Raw genomic sequence first — 20,960 nt, 5'->3', positions numbered from 1 at the left:
TGCCATGCTTCTCTGAAAAAGCTCTTTGTTGCTTCTTTGTGCTTTGCCATAAAATGGTTATCTTATTCTTCTTATAGCTGCACTGTAAGAAAATACTCATATATCTACAAACTTATTTTATACATATAAGAAAAATTTTAATCTATTTTCTTCTCACCTACCCCAACTTTATAAGTAAGGTCATCACGAGGACGATCAGAGGACATATGGTAACCCGTTATGATATAATGCAGCATTTCAGCAATATTAGTAACATGATCACCAATTCGTTCAATATTCTTTAAACAAAACAGTAAGTGCGTACAAACCGTAATATTGCGCATATCTTCCATCATATACGTCAAAAGTTCACGAAAAAGAGAAGTATACAAAGCATCAATCTTCTCATCACGCTCACGCACCGCGTCAACACGCTCTAATAGGCGACTCGTATAAGCATTTAAGACTTCTTTTAATTGATTGAGTGCTAAAGCTGTAATTGTTTCAAGCCCATGATAAACAGAAGCAGATTGACGTATTTCTGAAAGTGCAACAGTCCTTTTAGCAATGTTTTTTGCCATATCCCCAATCCGTTCAAGATCAGAAGAAATACGAATGGCTCCAATAATTTCACGCAAATCGACAGCCATCGGTTGGCGTTTGCAAATAATAGCAACCGCTTTTTCATCAATGTCACGTTCTGCTTCATCTAAAAACACATCATCGGCAATCACTGTCGTTGCAAGTTGAAGATCACTACTCACAACCGATGCGACAGAACGTTCAATCATCCTTTCTGCATGGCTCCCCATTTCTGTAATCCTTACTCTTAAATATTTTAGTTCTGCATCATAAGAACGGACAGTATGTTTCATAGACATATCTTACACTCCTCAATTCACCTATCCAAAACGCCCCGTAATATAATCTTGTGTCCGTTGCTCTTTTGGTGAGGTAAAGATCATTTCAGTCGCACCAACTTCTACCAAATGCCCTAAATGAAACATAGCCGTATATTGAGAAACACGTGCGGCCTGTTGCATGGAATGCGTTACGATAACAATTGTATAATTTTGCCGTAACGCATCGATAAGCTCTTCAATCCGTGCTGTTGCAATGGGATCAAGAGCTGAACAGGGCTCATCCATCAAAATAACTTCAGGACTAACCGCAATAGCACGTGCAATACACAAACGCTGTTGTTGTCCCCCTGATAAACTTGTTCCAAGATCATGAAGGCGGTCTTTTACTTCTTCAAACAAACCTGCCTGCCTCAAACTCTTTTCAACGACATCATGCAATTCAGAGCGTGTTTTAACTAAACCATGAATGCGTGGACCATACGCAACATTCTCAAATATAGATTTTGGAAAAGGGCTGGGCTTTTGAAAAACCATTCCAACACGAGCGCGCAATTCTACAACATCAATCCGTGTGTCATAAATATTCTCCCCATCTAAGGTAATAAGACCAGTTGTTTTAGCGCCTTCAATTGTATCATTCATACGGTTAAAACAACGCAAAAAAGTTGACTTTCCGCATCCTGATGGACCAATCAAAGCAGTTACTTGATGTTCAGGAATATCAAGTGTAATACCGTGGAGTGCTTCTTTATCTCCGTAAGAAACCTTCACATCCTGACCGCGCATTTTAATCTTCATTACAAAAATTCACCTTACAAAAATCTTATCAAAGCTGTTGTTTTATTAAAATTACTGGCGGCGTTCAAATCGTCGACGTAAAAAAACCGCAGAAATATTCATGATCGCAAGAAAAATCATCAATACAATAATAGCACCTGATGTCTTTTCAACAAAAGCACGCTCTGCTTCACCCGCCCACATAAAAATTTGAACAGGCAAAGCCGTTGCTGGATCCATGGGGGTCGTAGGAATATTAACAACAAAAGCAACCATTCCAATCAAAAGCAAAGGAGCTGTTTCACCCAAAGCCTGAGCGACTCCAATAATTGTGCCTGTTAAAATGCCAGGCGCAGCTAAAGGAACAACATGATGAAAAATCATTTGTGTTTTTGATGCTCCCAACCCCAAAGCTGCAGAACGAATAGAGAGAGGAACAGCACGCAGAGCAGAACGTGTTGCAATAATGATCGTGGGAAGAGTCATGAGCGCTAAAACAAGACCACCAACAAAAGAGGCTGAACGTGGTAATCCTAAAAAATTAACAAAAAAAGAGAGTCCTAAAAGACCAAACACAATTGAAGGAACAGCTGCAAGATTATTGATATTAACCTCTATAAAATCTGTAAATTTATTTTTGCGTGCATATTCTTCTAAATAAAGAGCCGTTGCTATGCCTATCGGAAGGGAAACTAATAAAACGATGCCTATCATATAAAGAGAACCAATGATCGCAACACCTAATCCCGCAGTCTCAGGACGACTTGAAGCGCCAAATGTAAAAAAACCAATATTAAATGTTTTATAAAGCGTACCATCATGCGCTAAACGCTTTATCCATTCTATTTGTCGATTAGAAACTTTACGGTTTTTTTCTGCTACACGCAGATCAATCTGTCCCTTATAAGCAGAATCAATATCCGCAGATGCCAAAACTTTAACTTTTTGCATTGTGCCAATTAGTTTTGGATTTTTTGTCACCATTTCACGCAGTTGAACACGGACACCATTTGAAAACATACGGTTAACGTCCAAAAGAGAGGCTCGATCATTTTGATTGATATTAAGTTTCTTCGCTAAAGCATTGCGTACAAGAAGTGGATAATTCGCCGTCATGAGCACTTGTGGTTTTGTTTTACGTTGACCACTTGGATCAATGATCTTTTCATCCAAATAAATCGATAATGTCATTTCACTTTGAAAAAAAGCTGTATAACCCTGACTAATGATAGACCATAAAAGCGTAAATAAAAAAAATAAACCAATAAAAATGGCAATCAAACCATAGGCACGAAAACGACGTTCAGCCCAATACCGACGCTTGAGACTAATATTGCGACGAGGAAAAAAATCTTCATTCATTCATATTGTTCCCGATATTTACGCACAATATAAAGAGCTAGAATATTCATCAAAAGTGTCATAACAAAGAGCGTCATCCCTAAGGCAAAAGCCACCAGAGTTTGTGGAGAATTAAACTCAAAATCACCGGTCAATTGATTAACAATCTTAACAGTCATCGTAGTCATTGCTTCGAAAGGATTGAGTGTTAAATTTGCTGCAACACCTGCCGCCAAAACCACAATCATTGTTTCTCCAATTGCACGCGATGCCGTCAACAAAATAGCCCCCATAATCCCTGGAAGCGCTGCTGGTATAACAACTTTTTTAATTGTTTCAGATTGCGTTGCGCCTAAACCATAAGAACCTTCACGTAAAATGCGTGGAACAGCCGTAATAACATCATCCGATAAAGAGGAAACAAAAGGTATCAACATAATTCCCATCACAACTCCAGCAGTCAAAACACTTTGTGCCATAATAAAACTAACCCCGTCTGAGAGAGAAGCAGAGAGATCTCGTAAAAATGGTCCCACAACCTTCAAAGCAAAAAAGCCATAAACAATCGTTGGAATGCCAGCAAGAACTTCTAACAATGGCTTCACAATTGCTCGCAATCGCGCAGAAGCATACTCCGCCATATAAAGAGCTGAAAATAGTCCTATAGGTACAGCAAAAAGCATGGCAACAAATGCAATATAAAGCGTACCAGCAAGAAGCGGTATTAGACCAAATTGTCCTACTTCATCGCTGGAACCGCTCGCGGAAAAACGCGGATCCCAAACTGTTCCTAAAAAGAAATTTGAAAAGGATACAGACTGAAAAAAGCTTACTGTCTGAAAAAGCATAGAAAGCGCAATGGCTATTGTTGTCAAGACTGCAACAATAGATGCACAAATCAATCCAATAATAATAAAAGATTCAACCTTATTACGGGCACGTTGATGAGGCGCAATTTGCATCATTCCACAGATAAAACCAAAGGACGCAATAGCAAAAAGAAAAACATAACCTATAAACTTAAGCTTTTCAGAAGAGAATACCCACGACTGTGCTATTTTGAACACATCATCCGATGCTTCATCGGATAAAATCAATCCCTTCGCGAGTAATTGTGCCTGCACTTCCTTATAGGAAGCGGTAGAAAGATTCCCCTCAAAGCGATGAATCTTTTTGACGAGACTTCGAAGTGTCTCCCAAAGTAGATCGTGATTTACAGGCTCTGTTACATGCGCACTATACGCCCCCAGCTCTCGAGAGGCATTATATTCTAAATAAATTGTACTCCCAGCATCCCAAACAATTAAAAAAATAAAAGCTGGAATAACAGTAATCAAAAATGTCCACCAGCCATAATAATACGCACGAGAATGCATTTTATGTTGTCTGTATTCAAGAATGCGTGCTCGCATATAAGAAATACAAAAGCCACAAAATCCAAAAATCAATAATAGCAAAACAATGAAGGAAATGCGCATTTTATCTTTCAGTTTTTATAAAAAAATAGCACCCAAATTTCCTATCTCAGAAATCCAACAAATTTTCCCTGCAAATTATTTCAATGTCATTACTCGACCAGCAGAAAAATCAGAACGCTGTGCTTGACGTTCCTTTTCAGGAGAAACAATCAAACCATATTCAGCCAAAGGACCCTCTGGACCAATCATTTGATCAGAAAGAAAAAAATCAACATACTCTCGCAAACCTGAAATAATACCTAAATGTGCTTTCTTAATATAGAAAAAAAGCGGACGAGAAACCGGATATTGTCCACTAGAAATCGTCTCAACTGTTGGCGCAAAACCGTTAATATCGGCAACCTTTAGTTTATCAGCATTATTTTGATAAAAAGACAAACCAAAAATACCAACCCCTGTTTTATTAGAAGTTAGACGCGCAAATGTTTCAGAATAATCACCATCAATATCAACCGCTTTTCCATCCTTACGTACCGCAATACAAGCAGTGTGTATCTCCTTATCATCCATTCCTAAAGACTTCATCACTTCAACTGCCCCACTCTCTTTACACCCCTTAGTAAGTAATTTTTCCTCAAAAACTTCACGTGTCCCATGCTTCTCCCCAGGAATATACGCTGCTATCGTCCAATCAGGAAGAGCACTATTGACTGCACTCCATTTCAAAACATTATTCGGTTGCAACTTTCCGTCTATAATAATTCGAGCAGCAAGGGCTTTATAAACATCTACTGGCTGTAATTTCCAATCAGGTCCCTTAATATCAGTTGCAAAAACAATGCCATCATACCCAATACGTATTTCCTCAACATCTTTTACACCAGCATCAAAACAAGACTGTAATTCACTCGGTTTCATTGCTCGCGAAGCATTAACAATATCAACAGTGTTCTCCCCAATACCACGGCAGAATTCCTTAATACCAGCTCCTGTTCCTCCCGATTCGATAACAGGAACCTTAAAATGGGGATAAATTTCTCCAAATGTTTCAGCAACAATCTTTTGATAAGGTAAAACTGTAGATGAACCAGTAATCTGTATTTGATCGCGCGCATTGCCTCCATTTGCTGACAGCAGTAGCGCAAAAATCAATCCCACTCCAATTGATAATACTTTGTTCATCTATAAACTCCCTAAAAATTGGAAACAAAGCCTCTTAATTTATATCATACGGTCATTCTAGTTCACATTTGCAACATAACAAATATAAAAAACAACATGGATCATTTTTTTAAAACCATGTTTTTGTCCTCTGTCAAATAAATTCATTTGAACGCTTGAACTCAATAACATCCCAAAACAAATGAGCAACATCTGTACCGCAGAAGCGTTTAATTTCACGAATTCCCGTAGGAGACGTCACATTAATTTCTGTTATATAATCTCCAATCACATCAATCCCCACAAAAAGAAGACCGCGTTCCTTTAAGGCTGGACCAATGCGTTCACAAATCTCATAATCACGTTTTGTTAACTCCACATTTTCCGCGCGACCTCCAACATGCATATTAGAGCGCACATCTGTTTCTGTCGGAATTCGATTAATAGCTCCAACAGGTGTACCATCAAGCAAAATAATCCTTTTATCTCCTTTTCGTACTGCCTCTAAATAGCGCTGAACAATAAAAGGTTCGTGATAAATTTCTGCAAACATTTCCAACAATGATGCTAAATTACGATCATCTTGTCTTAAATAAAAAATACCAGCGCCCCCATTCCCATAAAGTGGTTTAACAATAATATCGCCAAATGTCTCTCTAAAAGCTGTTATTTCTTCAATATCTTTGGTAATTAATGTTTCTGGCATCAGATCAGAAAATTCAGTAACAAAAATTTTTTCTGGACTGTTGCGTACCCATGCAGGATCATTCACAACGAGTGTTTTAGGATGAATACGCTCTAACAAATGAGTTGTTGTGATATAATTGAGATTAAAAGGTGGATCTTGGCGTAAAAGAACCACATCCATATCTGTTAATTCCGTACGAACAGGCTTTTCTAATCGATAGTGGCTTCCCTCTTTATCATGTACAATCAATGGCTCTAGTCGTGCAATCACACAACCATCGTATAGAGATAAACGATCTGGTGTATAATGGAAGAGAGAGTGTCCACGTTCTTGGGCTGCTAAAGCGAGTGCAAATGTCGTATCTCCTTGAATCCGAACTGTTGAAATATGATCCATCTGAATGGCAATTTTCATAAATAAATCCTCTCTATCCTAAAAGCAGACTGGTCTATGCATCATAAACTTAGTAAACAATAAAAGAACTATGACAAGAGAAAATTTATGACACAAGAAACAGATATAAAATTAAACAACAAAGAAATCGAACGCTATGCACGCCACATCATTTTGCCTGAGATTGGTGGTGCAGGGCAACAAAAGCTAAAAACAGCACGTGTTCTTGTTGTAGGCGCGGGTGGTCTTGGTGCTCCTGTCTTAACCTATTTGGCTGCCGCAGGTGTTGGAACCCTTGGAATTGTCGATAACGACATCGTTTCACTTTCCAATTTACAACGCCAAGTTATTCATAAAACAAATGCAATCAACAAAAGCAAAACAGACAGTGCTGAAACCACTATAAAAGCAATAAATCCCCATGTTGTAGTTAAAAAACACACCCTACGCTTAGATAAAAGTAATGTGGATAAACTGCTCAATGCTTACCACATCATTGTTGATGGAAGTGATAATTTTACCACACGCTATCTTCTCGCTGATCACGCTGCCCAATGCAAAAAACCTCTAATAAGCGGTGCTGTAGAACGTTTTAATGGCTCATTAACGGTCCTTATGCCGTATAAAGACAATAATCCTCACTATCGCGATTTATTTCCCACCCCTCCAGCTCACGGGACTATCCCAACATGCGCTGAAACTGGAATCATCGGTGTTTTACCTGGCGTTATTGGGACCCTACAAGCAATGGAAGTTATTAAAATGATCACAAACATCGGAGAGCCATTAGTAGGAAAGATTCTTCTCTATAATGGATTATTAGCGCAATTTAATATTATTACTTATAAACGCTCAAATTATAAAGAAAATACCATAGTTATTAAGAAGCTTGGAGAATCATGATTATGTCCTCTCTTCCACTAATTTTTAGCACTCTCGCAATATGTATTGAAATACTAATTAATTTTATCGCAAGTCATCGAAACATTGTAACCAATGAAACCTATTAAATTTATCACAAATATGGCAAACCTTTTGTGAAAAAATAATTCTCTATAATGGATTATCAGCATAATTTCATGTCATCGTCTATAAATGGACAGAGACTCGTGGGAACGCAGCTGCTATCAGTATTCTTGTGTAAAAAATTTTCGACGTAGATAAAAATACAATCAGCAGAACTCTATTCAACTATTTTACTATTCACACATAAAAATTGTTTCACATGAAAGTGCTTACTTCAAACCATAACCTATAAATAAATAATTTAAGTCATATTTTAGTGATCGATACTATAAAAGGTCAATGATCTGTCCGTACATCTCTAACCTCAAGAGAAAACGTCTATTCATCGAGCATCATAAAATGCAGCTTAGGATTATTGCACGTATAAGAACAATCAATTGTCTCTGTTCATAAGAAAAATACATGGGACTTGATGTAAAAGTACATAGGGATTGATGTGTATAGAAGGATTGAGATAAACCTCATGGAGAGCTTTAATTACATAATTATTGCATTCAGAAGCAGAAAGCTGCGGCTCATGAATTGATAATCCTTCAGCAATAATTTCACAGACAAGTATATGTAGAAAAAGTGAAGCACACAAATCTTGAAAACCAATCCACAGACGACAGCGTAAAGAGTGCATTTTTATAAAAGATCTCTTTAAAATAAGCGAGTAAATATGCAATGTTAAATATGTTCTGTTTTGCGTGAGGGGCGTTCCCCCCTAACAAAACATCAATAAGAGCTCTTTTTATAAAACTGTGAAACTAAAATTACAAAAAAAATCAGACTTCTTTCTAAAATTAACATCTATGGTATAAGTTAATTTGGCTCATTCGCTTTATTATTATCCATTGGTAAAGGAACAGGATGATCGGATAAACTGCGTAAATAAAGCAAAAGATCGGCACGATCTTGGTCATTTTTAATTCCACGAAAAGACATAATGGTCCCAGGAAAAGCTTCACGTGGAGAATGTAAATAACGATCTAACGTTACAAAATCCCATTTTTGATCAGAATGAGCACGTAATGCCCGTGAATAAGCAAAACCTGCTGCTGATGCCAAAGGGCGGTTAACAATCTCCCAGAGAACTGGACCAACACGCCCTGCTTCATTGCGTCCAGATGTGTGGCATATGGCACATTGGCGAAAAACTTTACGGCCATTTTCAAAATTGCCTTGTTGAAGGCGGCTATTTAGTGATAGGGAAACATCAGGTGCTTTTTGTTTTTCTTGAAATATATCATTCTTGGCAACTGTATGATGATATTGGACTGATGTAGGATGATCGTAAATTATATTGCTGAGTGTGGAAATCCCCACAACAGCGACCAGCACACATAAACAAGCACAAATAAAATAAATAAATCTCGAGCGATTCATAAAAACTCAAATGTTCACGGTTTTATTACCATTTTTAGTTTAAGCTTTTTCTTTATAACACACAACATCATAAATGCATCACAGATGACATTGGGAATCTTACAATGGCTCTTGAACCAATTATTCTTATTCCTGCCCGTATGGGCTCAACCCGTCTTCCTCAAAAAGCTCTCGCTGAAATTGGCGGAAAACCGATGATTGTTCATGTCGTAGAACAAGCCAAAAAAGCTGGAATAGGACGTACAATCGTTGCAACAGATCATAATGATATCGCTAAAGCTGTTGCAGATTATGGGCATGAATATATCATAACACGAGGTGATCATAAGTCTGGATCTGATCGTATTTATGAAGCTTTAGTGCGCATTGATCCTGAACAACGCTACAACGCCATTTTAAATATACAAGGTGACTTACCAACAATCATGCCTCGTGAAATCATTCGTGCGCTACGCCCTTTAGAAAATAGCTTTACTGATATTGCAACCTTGGGTGCCAAAATCATTGAAGAAAATGAAACAAGAGATCCCAATGTTGTCAAAATCATTGGTACACCGCTTTCTCAAAATCGCCTTCGTGCTCTTTATTTTACGCGCGCCAAAGCACCTTATGGAGAGGGTCCTCTTTATCACCATATTGGAATATACGCCTATAGGCGCGAAGCACTTGAGAAATTTGTATCATTCAAACCCTCACCACTTGAGAAACGTGAAAAACTTGAACAATTACGTGCATTAGAAAACAATATGCGTATCGATGTGGAAATAGTCGATACAATTCCCTTAGGTGTAGACACACAACATGATCTCGATAGAGTTTGTGAGATTTTAGCATGAAAATACTTAAAAAAACCAATAAAATTTCTTTCCAAGGAGAATACGGCGCTAATTCCCATATTGCTTGCTCCAATATGTTCCCCAATATGGATGCTGTTCCCTCTGCTACTTTCGAAGACGCCCTTAATTTAGTGGAAAGCGGGAAAGCTGATCTTGCTATGATCCCTATTGAAAATACCCTTGCGGGACGCGTTGCAGACATTCATCATCTTTTACCACAGTCATCTCTTTATATTATTGATGAATATTTTTTACCTATCCATTTTCAACTCATGGTTTTGCCCGGCGTTACACATGACGAAATTAAAACCGTCCACAGCCATACGCATGCCCTTGCACAATGCCGAAAAATCATACGAAACAACGGTTGGAAACCTGTTGTTTCTGCTGACACCGCTGGAGCTGCAAAATTTATTAAAAAAAATGCTAAACGTTCACAGGCTGCCTTAGCACCTTTAATCGCAGCAGAACTCTATGGACTTGATATTCTTGAAAGAGATGTTGAAGATAACCCTCATAATATTACCCGTTTTGTCATCCTTTCACGCTCCAAACGACATGTCCACAAACCTCAAAATGGCGAAAAAATCATCACCAGTCTTCTTTTTCGAGTGCGCAATGTCCCCGCTGCTCTCTATAAAGCTATGGGAGGATTTGCAACGAATGGTATCAATATGACAAAATTAGAAAGCTATCAAATTGGTGGAAATTTCAATGCAACACAGTTCTTTGTTGATATTGAAGGACATCCTGAAGACCCGATGATGAAACTTGCCTTAGAAGAATTATCTTTCTTTTCTGCAGAACTGCGTATTATCGGTACTTATCCAGCACAAAACGATCGAACATCGTATATATAAAAGCAATTAAGCTGCTATCATTTTTTGTTGATATCAAAAAGCATCGTAAAAATTTCATAATGCAACGTATCCTGAAAGAGCTCGTTTTTTTCTACTCAACACCCTTCATAAAAACTGAAGAAGAAAAAACAGCTCGTAACAGAATATATAAATTATTTGCATAATATTTTCTCACAAATTATATCATGATAAAAAGCACTTCAACTTGTATAAAAACCAGTGTAAAAAAACACAGTAACCAAAAATAAAAACGCTTGTACCATCTATTTCCTTTTATATATTCAAAGAGAGCTTCTTGAGAAAAGTCATTTCCTCTGACAATATTCCAATAAAGATAACGAACTTCTAAATTAGCTCTCAAAACAATTCAAATTATTATACATAATAGAGCATTCAAATCTCTTAGATTAATGTCATTCTAAACATGGTTTAAAACTAGAAAATGCAACTTAGCCCTGATTTTAGCGTTAAGTTTGAGCTTTTATCTTTATAAAAATTGATTTATGATTCACCTCACTTTAGAAAAAGGAGAGGATAATGAAAAAAATCTTCATGCAAGGATTATTAGCCGCAAATATTCTCGCCTACTCTAGTGGTGCGTTTGCTGGCTTTGGTGAGAGAAAATGGAATTTTGGGCTGGATGAAAGTGTTGTGATCATCCCATCCGATACAATCCATCAAGGAGCTGAATACTCTTGTAGTATCTTTGAACCGAAGAAAGTATCCTTTACTTTATCATACTCTACCCCTTCTGATTTAAACAAATTGAGAATTGCTGTTGATGATGAAAAGAAAATAACCCATGATAAAGAAAAGAAGATCTTTATCCTAAAAAATATAAAATCTCTTCATATAAGTTTTCCTTCGTCAGGACATTATATTTTTAAAAATATTACGAAGAAAAAAGTTGTTGGAACAAATTGTGACACAGGAGATTATGATTAACAATATTTCTATAACATCTAAATTTGAGTAGAGTTATTCTTTTTTTAGGTATTTTTTTCAAAATAGGGCATAATGAGCCATTAAAACTAATCGCTGAAAAGCTTATTTTTATCCTAATATGGCAAACCTTAAGCTGCTTATAAGGTTAGATATTAAAGAACTTTTGCGAAAACTAAATGACTAAAATTAAATTGTTCTGTATTTTCTACTATCAGAGCTATTTTTTTAATAAGAATATAACTTCTATCTTCGCAACTGCTTTATTTTAAGTACTATAAAGCACATCGTACCCAAATCACTTAGATAAACAGAAAAGTAAAATTTGCTCTACAGATGCATTCCTCGCTGCATTTTAAATCATACTCATTCAGCTTTTGTAAAAATTCATCTCGCTTTTCCCTCCTTATTAAAGGATATAATTATTTGAAACTATAAAATGTCGCTTATATCGAATAAGAACCATTTTTATGCTTATAAAATCAGTACCCCCTTATTTCTATAGCGTTTAATGTTGCATCTTCTCTTGCATGAGTACAGTCCCTTAAAAATATATGAAACCTTTTCTCAAATAATGAAAATTCATATATTGATCCATCTTGTGATAAACATCAATGTTTTTTAATTAAAAGAACAAGCACGCAAAAAAAGAGCGATAACATCTACTCAGTATTTATATACGTTAAAAGAAAAAATATTACATATTTGATATTCTCATTCACTATAGAAATGAGGTGGTTCTCTTATAAGATATTTAATATATTGACTTATCATTATAAGACTTTGATTTTCTTACACTGAATTACAACCACAAATAAAGTAAGATCCTCCCATCTTAAATCTCATATTGAATCCATTAAAATCGTTTCCTTGAAAGTTACAAATGAGAGTGGTGTGTGAGTAAAAACGATTAAAAAAGGAATAAAAATGCTTCTTATAAAGCCTTTCAAGTGCAAGGGATCGCAACATTGGGAGTTGTTAAGTAGTATGAGGGCTAAAATTTATACTTTTATTAAGCATAAAAAGGATAGTGCACAATGGACTTATATCTCAAGGAGAGTATGTATACTATTTACGAGTAGAGTTTGAAATATAGTTAAGAGTATTGAGCAATCGCTCTTTAAAAAGCCTGTGAATGTACAACATTAAATGTATTCTGTTTGGGATTTTTTGTATAGAGGAGCAACACCATTAAAGCAATATTTTATAATTATTTAAATAGCACTCTTCCCCCTGACTTTCGAATGTTAGCCAATTACATGATCTATCTGCTTTATTTGCTTCTTTGACTGTTGTAAATTTTTGATGATTCAATTTCGTAGTTTTAGAACAGACGTGTCTATCCTAAAACTCTTACATGTTTCAGCGAATGAGAATAATTATACATTCAGACTATCTTAAGCGAAAAAATATTTTCATACCAAATAAATATGAAGAGCTACTGCTATAAAAACTGGTAAATCCACAATCTCTTTGTTGTTTATATGTCAATAAATTAAACGCAAAGGAAAATTCTTCGTCGTTCTTAGGATATTTTTCGTTTCTGATCTTGATTTTTCATTCCAAATCGACAATATGAGCTTGGGAGGTTGGTGGTGGACGGACTACTCGCCAACTGGGTCAGGTCTGGAAAGAAGCAGCCCCAACGAGTTCTGGTACGGGTCATCGTTCCAACCTCCTATTTTGCTGAAGAAATTATTTTTTATGCTGTCTTTTAGCGAGGTATTTTTAATCTTCAGAGCAGCATTTGTATGCAGCAAATAAAGGGGTTTTGTTATTTTTAAACAAATTGTCCCATAAATAATTTGATTAAGAAAAAATCCTTTTATATGAGACTACAGTATTGATCTATGCTTTTGTATTATCAAAATGTACGCATAAAGAACTTCGAAGTTGGAAATACTCATGGAAAATTTACCGGTAGAAACAGCCTATCGTGTTCTTGCTCGTAAATATCGACCCCAAAACTTCTCTGACCTCATTGGTCAGGAAGCTATGGTGCGTACTCTCACCAACGCCTTTGAAAAAGGTCGTATTGCACAAGCGTGGATGTTAACAGGGATTCGTGGCGTAGGTAAAACCACAACAGCACGTATTTTGGCACGTGCGCTTAATTATAAAACAAAAGATATTGATCAACCAACAACTGTATTGGACTCTCTTGGTGAACATTGCACACAAATTATCGAAGGACGCCATATTGATGTTATAGAAATGGATGCCGCTTCTCATACGGGCATTGATGATATTCGTGAAATTATTGAACAAATACGCTATCGTCCTGTTTCTGCACGCTATAAGGTTTATATTATCGATGAAGTACATATGCTCTCAACACAAGCCTTTAATGGTTTATTGAAAACTCTTGAAGAACCACCTTCCCATGTGAAATTTATTTTTGCCACAACAGAAATTCGCAAAGTTCCTATTACAATTCTTTCGCGTTGCCAACGTTTTGATTTACGACGTATTGACTCAAAAGCTTTGAGTGCACATTTGCGTCAAATTGCGAAATATGAAAAGGTAGAAGTAGAAGATCAAGCACTCTCTATGATTGCCCGTGCTGCAGAAGGATCTGCACGTGATGCATTATCCATTTTTGATCAAGCAATCGCCCATAGCAATGGCAATGTTAATGCTATTGCGGTGCGTACAATGTTAGGATTAGCGGATCAAGCACGTATTATTGATCTTTTTGAATTTATCATGAAGGGCGATGTTGTCAATGCGTTACATGAATTACGCAGTCAATATGAAGCAGGTGCTGATCCTCTTACTATATTGACAGAACTAGCCGATTTTAATCATCTGGTCACACGTTTACGTTTTACACCAGAAATAGTGGAAGATTTCTCTCTGACTGAAGAACAACGTTTAAGAAGTTTAGACTTTTCAAAAAAACTTTCCGTTCCTATTTTATCCCGAAACTGGCAAATGTTACTCAAAGGTTTACAGGAAGTTAATCAAACTGCACGTCCTCTTCAAGCCGCTGAAATGCTTTTAATTCGTCTTGCTCACACGGCTGACTTACCAACTCTTGATGAGGCTTTAAAAAAGCTTACGCAAGAAAAAACGCCTCTCACACTGGTTAAAAACTCTTCTCATCAAGAATCTACAAATGCAAATAATATAACAAAAGAAACAATGGTCGGAGCCCATGCTTCCTCGAGCGTTTCAAATACATTACTCGATCAATCAGATTTAAAAAGCTCTTTGAAAAACCAATTAGATCATTCCTTACAACCAGAAAATTTAGTTAAAAATCAAAACCATGACAAAATCAGCGCCCAAGAAGTAACAGAAATTCTAGAAACTTCTCAATCTACTGATCTTTCTGAAAAGATTGCAAATTTATCGCATTCTGTCACGCAAACAACAGAAAAGATTACTGAACCTAAAACTCTCGTGATTAATTCTTTGCACGATATTGTTCAATTAGCCGAACAGCATAATGACGTTCCTTTCAAACTCCTTGTTAAAGAATTTGTTCATCCTGTTTCTTTTGAAGCTGGGCATATTACCTTGAGACTTTCTGAAAATACCCCACAATTTCTTGCTCATGATATAGAAAAAAAGATATCTCAATGGACTGAAAAACGCTGGACAATAACTTTTGTTAATGAAGGAGGTGGCCCAACCTTACAGGAGGAAAGTATAGCGATTCAAAAGACTCTTTTTTCCAATGCAGAAACAGATCCTGATATCGCGAAAATCCTCAATCATTTCCCAGAAGCAAAAATTGTCGATATTCGACTCAATAAAGAAGAAAATGATCTTGATTTACTCTCCAATACCTTTAAAAATGCTGATATTTTTAAAAATAAAAATGATATCAATGATGAATAAGGATACCTATTCCTATGCGTGAAATGATGAGCATGATGAAAAAAGCCAAAGAAATGCAAGAAAAAATGCAGAAGATTCAGGAGGAAATAGCTAATCTGCAAGCTGTGGGCACTGCAGGGGGTGGTCTCGTCAATATCACTTTAAATGGCAAAAATATTATAACAGCAATTCAAATTGATCCTTCATTACTCAAACCTGAGGAAGGTGAAATTCTTGAAGATCTCATTATGGCAGCTTATAATGAAGCAAGAACAAAAATCGAAGTTGCAATAGAAGAAAAAACCAAAAGTATGACCGCAGGGCTACCACTCCCATCAGGTTTCAAACTTCCATTTTAATGAAACGGTTTTTTCCCGTGAGACAAAAATATGTCTAAATACATTGCAGGACCTGAGATTGAACGTCTCATTCAGATTTTATCACGGTTACCAGGTCTTGGTCCACGTTCAGCACGTCGTGCTGCGCTTCATCTTATCAAAAAAAAGGAGACATTGCTGGAGCCTTTGGGAGCGGCTATACAAGCAGCTATCGAAAAAGTCGGTATTTGTTCTGTTTGTGGAAATGTCGATACCATTGATCCTTGTTCAATTTGTACAGATTTGCGCCGCGATGATACAACAATCATCGTTGTTGAGGATATTGCTGATCTGTGGGCCCTTGAGCGCGCAAAAACTTTAGCCGCACGTTATCATGTGTTGGGTGGACGACTCTCCCCCTTAGATGGAATAGGTCCTGACGAACTCAACATTGCCACCTTAATACAGCGTGTTGTACAAAACCCTATTACGGAGATTATTCTTGCTGTCAATGCGACTGTCGAAGGTCAAACAACTGCTCACTATATCACTGATCAGCTTTCTAATTTTCCAGTTAAAATTACGCGACTTGCTCATGGTGTTCCTGTAGGAGGTGAGCTTGATTATCTTGATGATGGAACTTTAGCAGCAGCTGTACAAGCAAGAACAAATCTTTAAAGCTTTTTCTTCTTAACCTTTAGCTCTTTAATGACGGGGGAATATTAAAATGATAAAGAAAAATCTCTCACTTTTAAACGACTTTGGTCCTGGTGTTTTAGTATGTTTACTCATATCAGCCTTAGCTTATGGCTTAGAAGTTGTAGAAAAACAGCTTTTCACGGAAGCGTGGCTTGAAAGCCTTGTTTTGGCAATTCTTCTAGGATCAATTATCCGTAGTTGTTTTTCTTTGCCAACATATTTTCAAAAAGGTATCACCTTTTGTGCAAAAACACTTCTCGAAATTGCTATCGTTCTTCTAGGAGCAAGCATTAGCATTAACGCAGTCCTTTCAGCTGGTTGGAATTTGCTTGCTAGTATCATATTCGTGATATTCGTAACAATTATCCTGAGCTTTGCCATCGGCCGACTTTTCGGGCTTTCTACACATTTGGCAATGCTGGTCGCTTGTGGGAATGCTATTTGTGGCAATTCAGCTATTGTCGCCGTTGCACCTGTTATAAAAGCAAAACATGACGATGTAGCCGCATCAATTGCCTTCACTGCTCTTTTAGGAATTCTTATTATTTTATTTCTACCCTTTTTACATCCATCTCTGAATTTGTCATTTAGCCAATATGGTGTGCTTGCTGGCATGGTTGTGTATGCTGTACCACAGGTTTTAGCAGCAACAGCACCTATCTCTTTTCTAAGTGTTCAAATTGCAACAATTGTCAAATTAGTACGGGTTCTCATGTTAGGCCCTGTTATTTTTACTCTATCAATCATTTATCGCCGATCAGCAGAAACACGCTTGCGTTTACATACCCTCGTCCCATGGTTTATCATTGGCTTTATTATCATGATGCTTGTTCGCTCAAGTGGTCTTATCCCTGAAAAGGCTATCAATCCCATCAAATTTATTGCCCAGTTGTTTACTGTTATCTCAATGGCTGCACTAGGATTAGGTGTTGATATCCGATCACTAAAAAAAGCAGGATGGCGCGTCATTTTGGCTTCAACCTGCTCCATCATTATTCTCGGTATTTGTAGCCTTCTTATGATACAATTGAATGATTTAAATCATATAACATTTTAAATGTGCATTGATTATTATTTTTTCAACGTAGTATACAATCAACCCAAAGTCCTCATTATTATTAAAATCAGTTCTTTCATAAACCAGAAAAAGTTCTAAAATACTGCTCATTATTCTATACAAAAAATTGAAAGAGCTGATATTTAAGTGAAAACTGTCAAATGTGCTTTTCAGTCCATAATGATTTGCAACAGGGTAGTATCAAAATACGTAACTCATGCAAAACAATGCCATTTCTTTCATCTGCTCTCATTACGCTGAGTTTTTTATATAAAGACGGATAGAATATGTTCTTATTTGGAAAAAATGTGGGGTCATAACTTTTCCTCTTTTAAATTACTTTTACTTACTATGTAATACAAGTGGCATCAAAGTACTATTTGATAGCTTACAAGTTGTGACAACCCTTACATTTAAACGATTCGTGAAGGAGTTTTTATTCTTTTCTTCAACAGTTTTGATTCATACGCTAACTCCGCTTGTAATATACAAGCTAATAACTTTAATTGTTTCACCATAAGTAGACTTAAAATAAGAGAATCTTACAATACTCAAGGTACTCATTCAAAAAGTGATAAAAATAAGGATTAAATCAACATCTCGTTCTATCCCATAAAAAGATATTGTTGCTTATTGGCACTAGTAACTTTCTTACAAATGAAATATACGATAATGAAAAGATTAAAAATACAGCAGGACTTTTATTTATCGTTTTATTCAACTAAAATATTTTTATGCTTATCCTTGCTATAGATACTGCTTCAATTTATTGTGCTGTTGCGCTTATTCGTCATAAATCTGTTATTGCGCGTATCAATGAACGCATGAACAAAGGACATGCCGAAAAAATTATTGGGCAGATTACACAAATAATGAAACAAGCCAATATGACGCTTGATCAAGTTGAGCGTATTGCTGTCAATATTGGACCTGGATCATTTACTGGTGTACGTGTCGGTGTTGCAACAGCGCGCGCTTTGGCATTAGCACTTGAAATACCAGCTGTTGGAGTGAGTGCTCTTGAAGCGTTAGCAGCACAAGTTATAAACAATAAAAGTACAGCATCGGCAATTACTGTTGTCATTGAAGCAGGGAGAGGGATGTTCTACCATCAAAATTTTCATAATGAGCTCACACCTTTGGGAGAGCCGGGATTAAAAACAATTGAAAATATCCTCGAAGATTTGCCAAAAAAAACCCGACTGACTGGCCCAGCTGCTGATGTCGTTGTGGAGCATATTAAAAACCATAAAATACACGAAAAAATTGTCCTAGAAAAAATCCCCTGCGAAGCGGCCGATATTGTAAACTATGCTTATCTTGCTGCAAACAAACAATCAAAAAATTCACCTCGCCCACTCTATCTACGCAGCGCTGATGCAAAACAACAAACCAATTTTTCTTTACCACAAAAAAAATAATGCCCAAATTTTCATTGACAAAAAAGAATTTTGGAATTGCTCCGCTACAAGTTAATGATAGTGCTTCTCTTCATCAAATTCATCAGCATTGTTTTACCCCTTCTTGGGAAAAACAAGCTTTTGATAATTTCTTAACAGATCACTCTATCTTCGGATACAAAGCTTTTCTCATTGATCACTCTGATCAAATTTTAGGCTTTTGCCTATGCCGTCTCATCCTTGATGAAGCAGAAATCATCACAATTGCTGTTCATCCTCATTATCGTCAAAAAGGAATTGGTACCTTTCTTATCGATCGTACAGTTCACCATCTTCACGACAAGGGCGCTATAAAATTATTCTTGGAAGTAGAAGCCACAAATCTTTCTGCTTTGAACCTTTATCAACGCTTTGAATTTCAAAAAATTTCTGAACGTCTTGCCTACTACGTGTCAAAAAATGGTCGTGGTGATGCAATTATCATGCAAAAAACTTTTAAGCAAATAGATTGAGATTTGTGTAAAAAACATTTACACATGCGCTATGAATAAAGTAAATCCTAAAAATACGCCTCCTGTTGCTCCTAAAAAGGTTTTTATCAAAACCTATGGATGTCAAATGAACGTTTATGATAGCCAACGGATGACTGATAGCCTCAGTTCGCAAGGCTATGTGACAACACAAATTCCCAATGATGCCGATCTTATTCTTGTTAATACCTGTCATATTCGTGAAAAAGCAGCAGAAAAACTTTATTCTGATCTTGGTCGTTTGCGCGTTATGCGTCAAGAGCGCACACCTGATAAACCCCTGATGGTTGGTGTAACAGGTTGTGTTGCACAAGCTGAGGGAAGTGAAATCTTGCGCCGTGCTCCAACAGTGGATCTTGTTATTGGTCCGCAAATGTATCATCGCTTGCCAGAATTGTTAGAAAAAGCCAAACAAGGGAAAAAAATTATCGAAACAGACTATGCTGTTGAAGATAAATTTGCTCATTTGCCGCCCCATAATAAACATGCAGTAAGAAAACGAGGTGTTAGCGCATTTTTAACAGTACAGGAAGGTTGCGATAAATTTTGCACTTTTTGTGTTGTTCCTTACACACGCGGTGCTGAAATATCACGGTCTGTCGAGCAAATTACCGAGGAAGCCCTTCAACTCATCGAAGCGGGTGTCAAAGAAATTACGCTGCTTGGACAAAATGTCAATGGTTGGCATGGACAAAGTGCTGATGGCAAAACTTGGCGTCTTGGCGATCTTCTTTATCATCTCGCAAAACTCGATGGTTTAAAGCGTTTGCGTTACACAACCAGCCACCCACGTGATATGGATGATAGCCTTATTGCCGCGCATCGAGATCTTGATATGTTAATGCCTTACCTCCATCTTCCTGTTCAATCAGGTTCAGATCGCATCTTAAAAGCCATGAACCGACAACACAAAAGCTCTCATTATCTTCATCTTATCGAAAAAATTCGAACCGCACGGCCAGATATCGCCTTTTCAGGCGATTTTATTGTAGGGTTTCCAGGAGAAACAGATGAAGACTTTGAAGAAACCATTAAACTTATTCAACAAGTACAGTACAGTTCAGCTTATTCTTTTAAATATTCCCCCCGTCCTGGAACAGTGGGAGCCACAATGAAAAATCATGTTGATGAATCTGTAAAAGATGCCCGACTTCAACATTTACAAGCCCTTCTCCTTGAGCAACAAAATGCGTTTTTGCGTTCTAAAATTGATCAAAAAACGAACGTTCTCATCGAAAAACCTGGACGTCACTCAGGGCAAATGGTAGGGCGTTCCCCTTGGCTTTTACCTGTTGTTGTCGATACAGAAGCCTCTACAGGTAGCGTGATAGAAATTCATATTAAAAATGCAAGCTCAAACAGTTTTGTTGGTGAAGTGACAAATAGATAAGCATGCCTCTAATACCTTGTTCAAAAATAAATATTTTGGAAAACTCTTTTATTTTAAAAGCAAATGATTACATCTAAAGCGTGCACTTTT

At 36.9% G+C, this 20,960-nt stretch carries 18 protein-coding genes and 1 other RNA gene; 12 read left to right on the top strand and 7 right to left on the bottom strand.

The window, feature by feature from the left end:
- Window positions 1-137: 137 nt before the first annotated feature.
- The 6 genes from phoU to gshB all read right to left on the bottom strand — a co-directional run bounded on the left by phoU (window position 138) and on the right by gshB (window position 6,641).
- Entirely contained in the window at window positions 138-860 is a 723-nt protein-coding gene (gene phoU, locus ACFIMC_RS06360) for a phosphate signaling complex protein PhoU (protein ID WP_375611791.1), read from the bottom strand.
- Window positions 861-881: 21 nt separating this feature from the next.
- On the bottom strand, window positions 882-1,640 hold the full coding sequence (gene pstB / locus ACFIMC_RS06355) for a phosphate ABC transporter ATP-binding protein PstB (RefSeq protein ID WP_375611792.1): 759 nt from the start codon (window positions 1,638-1,640) through the stop codon (window positions 882-884).
- Window positions 1,641-1,691: 51 nt separating this feature from the next.
- Window positions 1,692-2,981: a phosphate ABC transporter permease PstA gene (gene pstA, locus ACFIMC_RS06350; RefSeq protein ID WP_375611793.1), complete on the bottom strand. Its 1,290-nt coding sequence runs from the start codon at window positions 2,979-2,981 to the stop codon at window positions 1,692-1,694.
- Window positions 2,978-4,438: a phosphate ABC transporter permease subunit PstC gene (gene pstC / locus ACFIMC_RS06345; protein WP_375611794.1), complete on the bottom strand. Its 1,461-nt coding sequence runs from the start codon at window positions 4,436-4,438 to the stop codon at window positions 2,978-2,980. Before pstC ends, pstA begins: the two co-directional genes overlap by 4 nt.
- 75 nt (window positions 4,439-4,513) lie before the next feature.
- Window positions 4,514-5,560, bottom strand: a complete 1,047-nt coding sequence (locus ACFIMC_RS06340; RefSeq protein WP_375613323.1) for a substrate-binding domain-containing protein — start codon at window positions 5,558-5,560, stop codon at window positions 4,514-4,516.
- Window positions 5,561-5,693: 133 nt separating this feature from the next.
- Window positions 5,694-6,641 (bottom strand): glutathione synthase, encoded by a 948-nt coding sequence (gene gshB / locus ACFIMC_RS06335; protein ID WP_375627632.1) that lies wholly within the window; start codon window positions 6,639-6,641, stop codon window positions 5,694-5,696.
- Between the two features lie 87 nt (window positions 6,642-6,728).
- Between gshB and ACFIMC_RS06330 the strand changes: the two genes are divergently transcribed.
- Complete coding sequence (locus ACFIMC_RS06330; protein ID WP_375613322.1) at window positions 6,729-7,523, top strand: molybdopterin-synthase adenylyltransferase MoeB; 795 nt, start codon at window positions 6,729-6,731, stop codon at window positions 7,521-7,523.
- A gap of 927 nt (window positions 7,524-8,450) precedes the next feature.
- On the opposite strand, the gene ACFIMC_RS06325 is transcribed toward ACFIMC_RS06330, so the two are convergent.
- The gene (locus tag ACFIMC_RS06325) at window positions 8,451-9,014 is read right to left on the bottom strand and encodes a c-type cytochrome (RefSeq protein WP_375668309.1); all 564 of its coding nucleotides are present in this window, start codon (window positions 9,012-9,014) and stop codon (window positions 8,451-8,453) included.
- A 104-nt stretch (window positions 9,015-9,118) separates the two neighbouring features.
- On the opposite strand from ACFIMC_RS06325, the gene ACFIMC_RS06320 reads away from it, so the two are divergent.
- The 11 genes from ACFIMC_RS06320 to miaB all read left to right on the top strand — a co-directional run bounded on the left by ACFIMC_RS06320 (window position 9,119) and on the right by miaB (window position 20,870).
- A complete protein-coding gene (locus tag ACFIMC_RS06320) occupies window positions 9,119-9,850 on the top strand; it encodes a 3-deoxy-manno-octulosonate cytidylyltransferase (protein WP_375632301.1) in 732 nt (243 codons plus the stop codon).
- Window positions 9,847-10,710, top strand: a complete 864-nt coding sequence (locus ACFIMC_RS06315) for a prephenate dehydratase (protein WP_375671924.1) — start codon at window positions 9,847-9,849, stop codon at window positions 10,708-10,710. The genes ACFIMC_RS06320 and ACFIMC_RS06315 overlap by 4 nt, the downstream gene beginning before the upstream one ends.
- 537 nt (window positions 10,711-11,247) lie before the next feature.
- Window positions 11,248-11,655: a hypothetical protein gene (locus ACFIMC_RS06310; RefSeq protein ID WP_375613320.1), complete on the top strand. Its 408-nt coding sequence runs from the start codon at window positions 11,248-11,250 to the stop codon at window positions 11,653-11,655.
- A 1,581-nt stretch (window positions 11,656-13,236) separates the two neighbouring features.
- Window positions 13,237-13,334, top strand: an RNA gene (gene ffs / locus ACFIMC_RS06305) — signal recognition particle sRNA small type.
- A 223-nt stretch (window positions 13,335-13,557) separates the two neighbouring features.
- Entirely contained in the window at window positions 13,558-15,498 is a 1,941-nt protein-coding gene (locus ACFIMC_RS06300) for a DNA polymerase III subunit gamma/tau (RefSeq protein WP_375671923.1), read from the top strand.
- A gap of 14 nt (window positions 15,499-15,512) precedes the next feature.
- A complete protein-coding gene (locus ACFIMC_RS06295) occupies window positions 15,513-15,836 on the top strand; it encodes a YbaB/EbfC family nucleoid-associated protein (RefSeq protein ID WP_375611802.1) in 324 nt (107 codons plus the stop codon).
- Window positions 15,837-15,866: 30 nt separating this feature from the next.
- Window positions 15,867-16,472, top strand: a complete 606-nt coding sequence (gene recR, locus ACFIMC_RS06290) for a recombination mediator RecR (protein ID WP_273790577.1) — start codon at window positions 15,867-15,869, stop codon at window positions 16,470-16,472.
- A gap of 49 nt (window positions 16,473-16,521) precedes the next feature.
- Complete coding sequence (locus ACFIMC_RS06285) at window positions 16,522-17,550, top strand: YeiH family protein (RefSeq protein WP_375613318.1); 1,029 nt, start codon at window positions 16,522-16,524, stop codon at window positions 17,548-17,550.
- A 734-nt stretch (window positions 17,551-18,284) separates the two neighbouring features.
- Window positions 18,285-18,971 (top strand): tRNA (adenosine(37)-N6)-threonylcarbamoyltransferase complex dimerization subunit type 1 TsaB, encoded by a 687-nt coding sequence (gene tsaB / locus ACFIMC_RS06280; RefSeq protein WP_375680809.1) that lies wholly within the window; start codon window positions 18,285-18,287, stop codon window positions 18,969-18,971.
- Window positions 18,971-19,462: a ribosomal protein S18-alanine N-acetyltransferase gene (gene rimI, locus ACFIMC_RS06275; RefSeq protein WP_375613316.1), complete on the top strand. Its 492-nt coding sequence runs from the start codon at window positions 18,971-18,973 to the stop codon at window positions 19,460-19,462. Before tsaB ends, rimI begins: the two co-directional genes overlap by 1 nt.
- 31 nt (window positions 19,463-19,493) lie before the next feature.
- Complete coding sequence (gene miaB / locus ACFIMC_RS06270; protein WP_375611806.1) at window positions 19,494-20,870, top strand: tRNA (N6-isopentenyl adenosine(37)-C2)-methylthiotransferase MiaB; 1,377 nt, start codon at window positions 19,494-19,496, stop codon at window positions 20,868-20,870.
- The last annotated feature ends 90 nt before the right edge of the window (window positions 20,871-20,960 follow it).

Source organism: Bartonella sp. AP21QHHD (genome assembly GCF_042196205.1).
GTDB lineage: Bacteria > Pseudomonadota > Alphaproteobacteria > Rhizobiales > Rhizobiaceae > Bartonella.
This window is presented reverse-complemented; position numbering and strand designations above follow the sequence as displayed.

Coding starts and splice junctions, on each gene's coding strand:
- phoU (WP_375611791.1), bottom strand. CDS start 860: ATGTCTATGAAACATACTGTCCGTTCTTATGATGCAGAACTAAAATAT.
- pstB (WP_375611792.1), bottom strand. CDS start 1,640: ATGAAGATTAAAATGCGCGGTCAGGATGTGAAGGTTTCTTACGGAGAT.
- pstA (WP_375611793.1), bottom strand. CDS start 2,981: ATGAATGAAGATTTTTTTCCTCGTCGCAATATTAGTCTCAAGCGTCGG.
- pstC (WP_375611794.1), bottom strand. CDS start 4,438: ATGCGCATTTCCTTCATTGTTTTGCTATTATTGATTTTTGGATTTTGT.
- ACFIMC_RS06340 (WP_375613323.1), bottom strand. CDS start 5,560: ATGAACAAAGTATTATCAATTGGAGTGGGATTGATTTTTGCGCTACTG.
- gshB (WP_375627632.1), bottom strand. CDS start 6,641: ATGAAAATTGCCATTCAGATGGATCATATTTCAACAGTTCGGATTCAA.
- ACFIMC_RS06330 (WP_375613322.1), top strand. CDS start 6,729: ATGACACAAGAAACAGATATAAAATTAAACAACAAAGAAATCGAACGC.
- ACFIMC_RS06325 (WP_375668309.1), bottom strand. CDS start 9,014: ATGAATCGCTCGAGATTTATTTATTTTATTTGTGCTTGTTTATGTGTG.
- ACFIMC_RS06320 (WP_375632301.1), top strand. CDS start 9,119: ATGGCTCTTGAACCAATTATTCTTATTCCTGCCCGTATGGGCTCAACC.
- ACFIMC_RS06315 (WP_375671924.1), top strand. CDS start 9,847: ATGAAAATACTTAAAAAAACCAATAAAATTTCTTTCCAAGGAGAATAC.
- ACFIMC_RS06310 (WP_375613320.1), top strand. CDS start 11,248: ATGAAAAAAATCTTCATGCAAGGATTATTAGCCGCAAATATTCTCGCC.
- ACFIMC_RS06300 (WP_375671923.1), top strand. CDS start 13,558: ATGGAAAATTTACCGGTAGAAACAGCCTATCGTGTTCTTGCTCGTAAA.
- ACFIMC_RS06295 (WP_375611802.1), top strand. CDS start 15,513: ATGCGTGAAATGATGAGCATGATGAAAAAAGCCAAAGAAATGCAAGAA.
- recR (WP_273790577.1), top strand. CDS start 15,867: ATGTCTAAATACATTGCAGGACCTGAGATTGAACGTCTCATTCAGATT.
- ACFIMC_RS06285 (WP_375613318.1), top strand. CDS start 16,522: ATGATAAAGAAAAATCTCTCACTTTTAAACGACTTTGGTCCTGGTGTT.
- tsaB (WP_375680809.1), top strand. CDS start 18,285: ATGCTTATCCTTGCTATAGATACTGCTTCAATTTATTGTGCTGTTGCG.
- rimI (WP_375613316.1), top strand. CDS start 18,971: ATGCCCAAATTTTCATTGACAAAAAAGAATTTTGGAATTGCTCCGCTA.
- miaB (WP_375611806.1), top strand. CDS start 19,494: ATGAATAAAGTAAATCCTAAAAATACGCCTCCTGTTGCTCCTAAAAAG.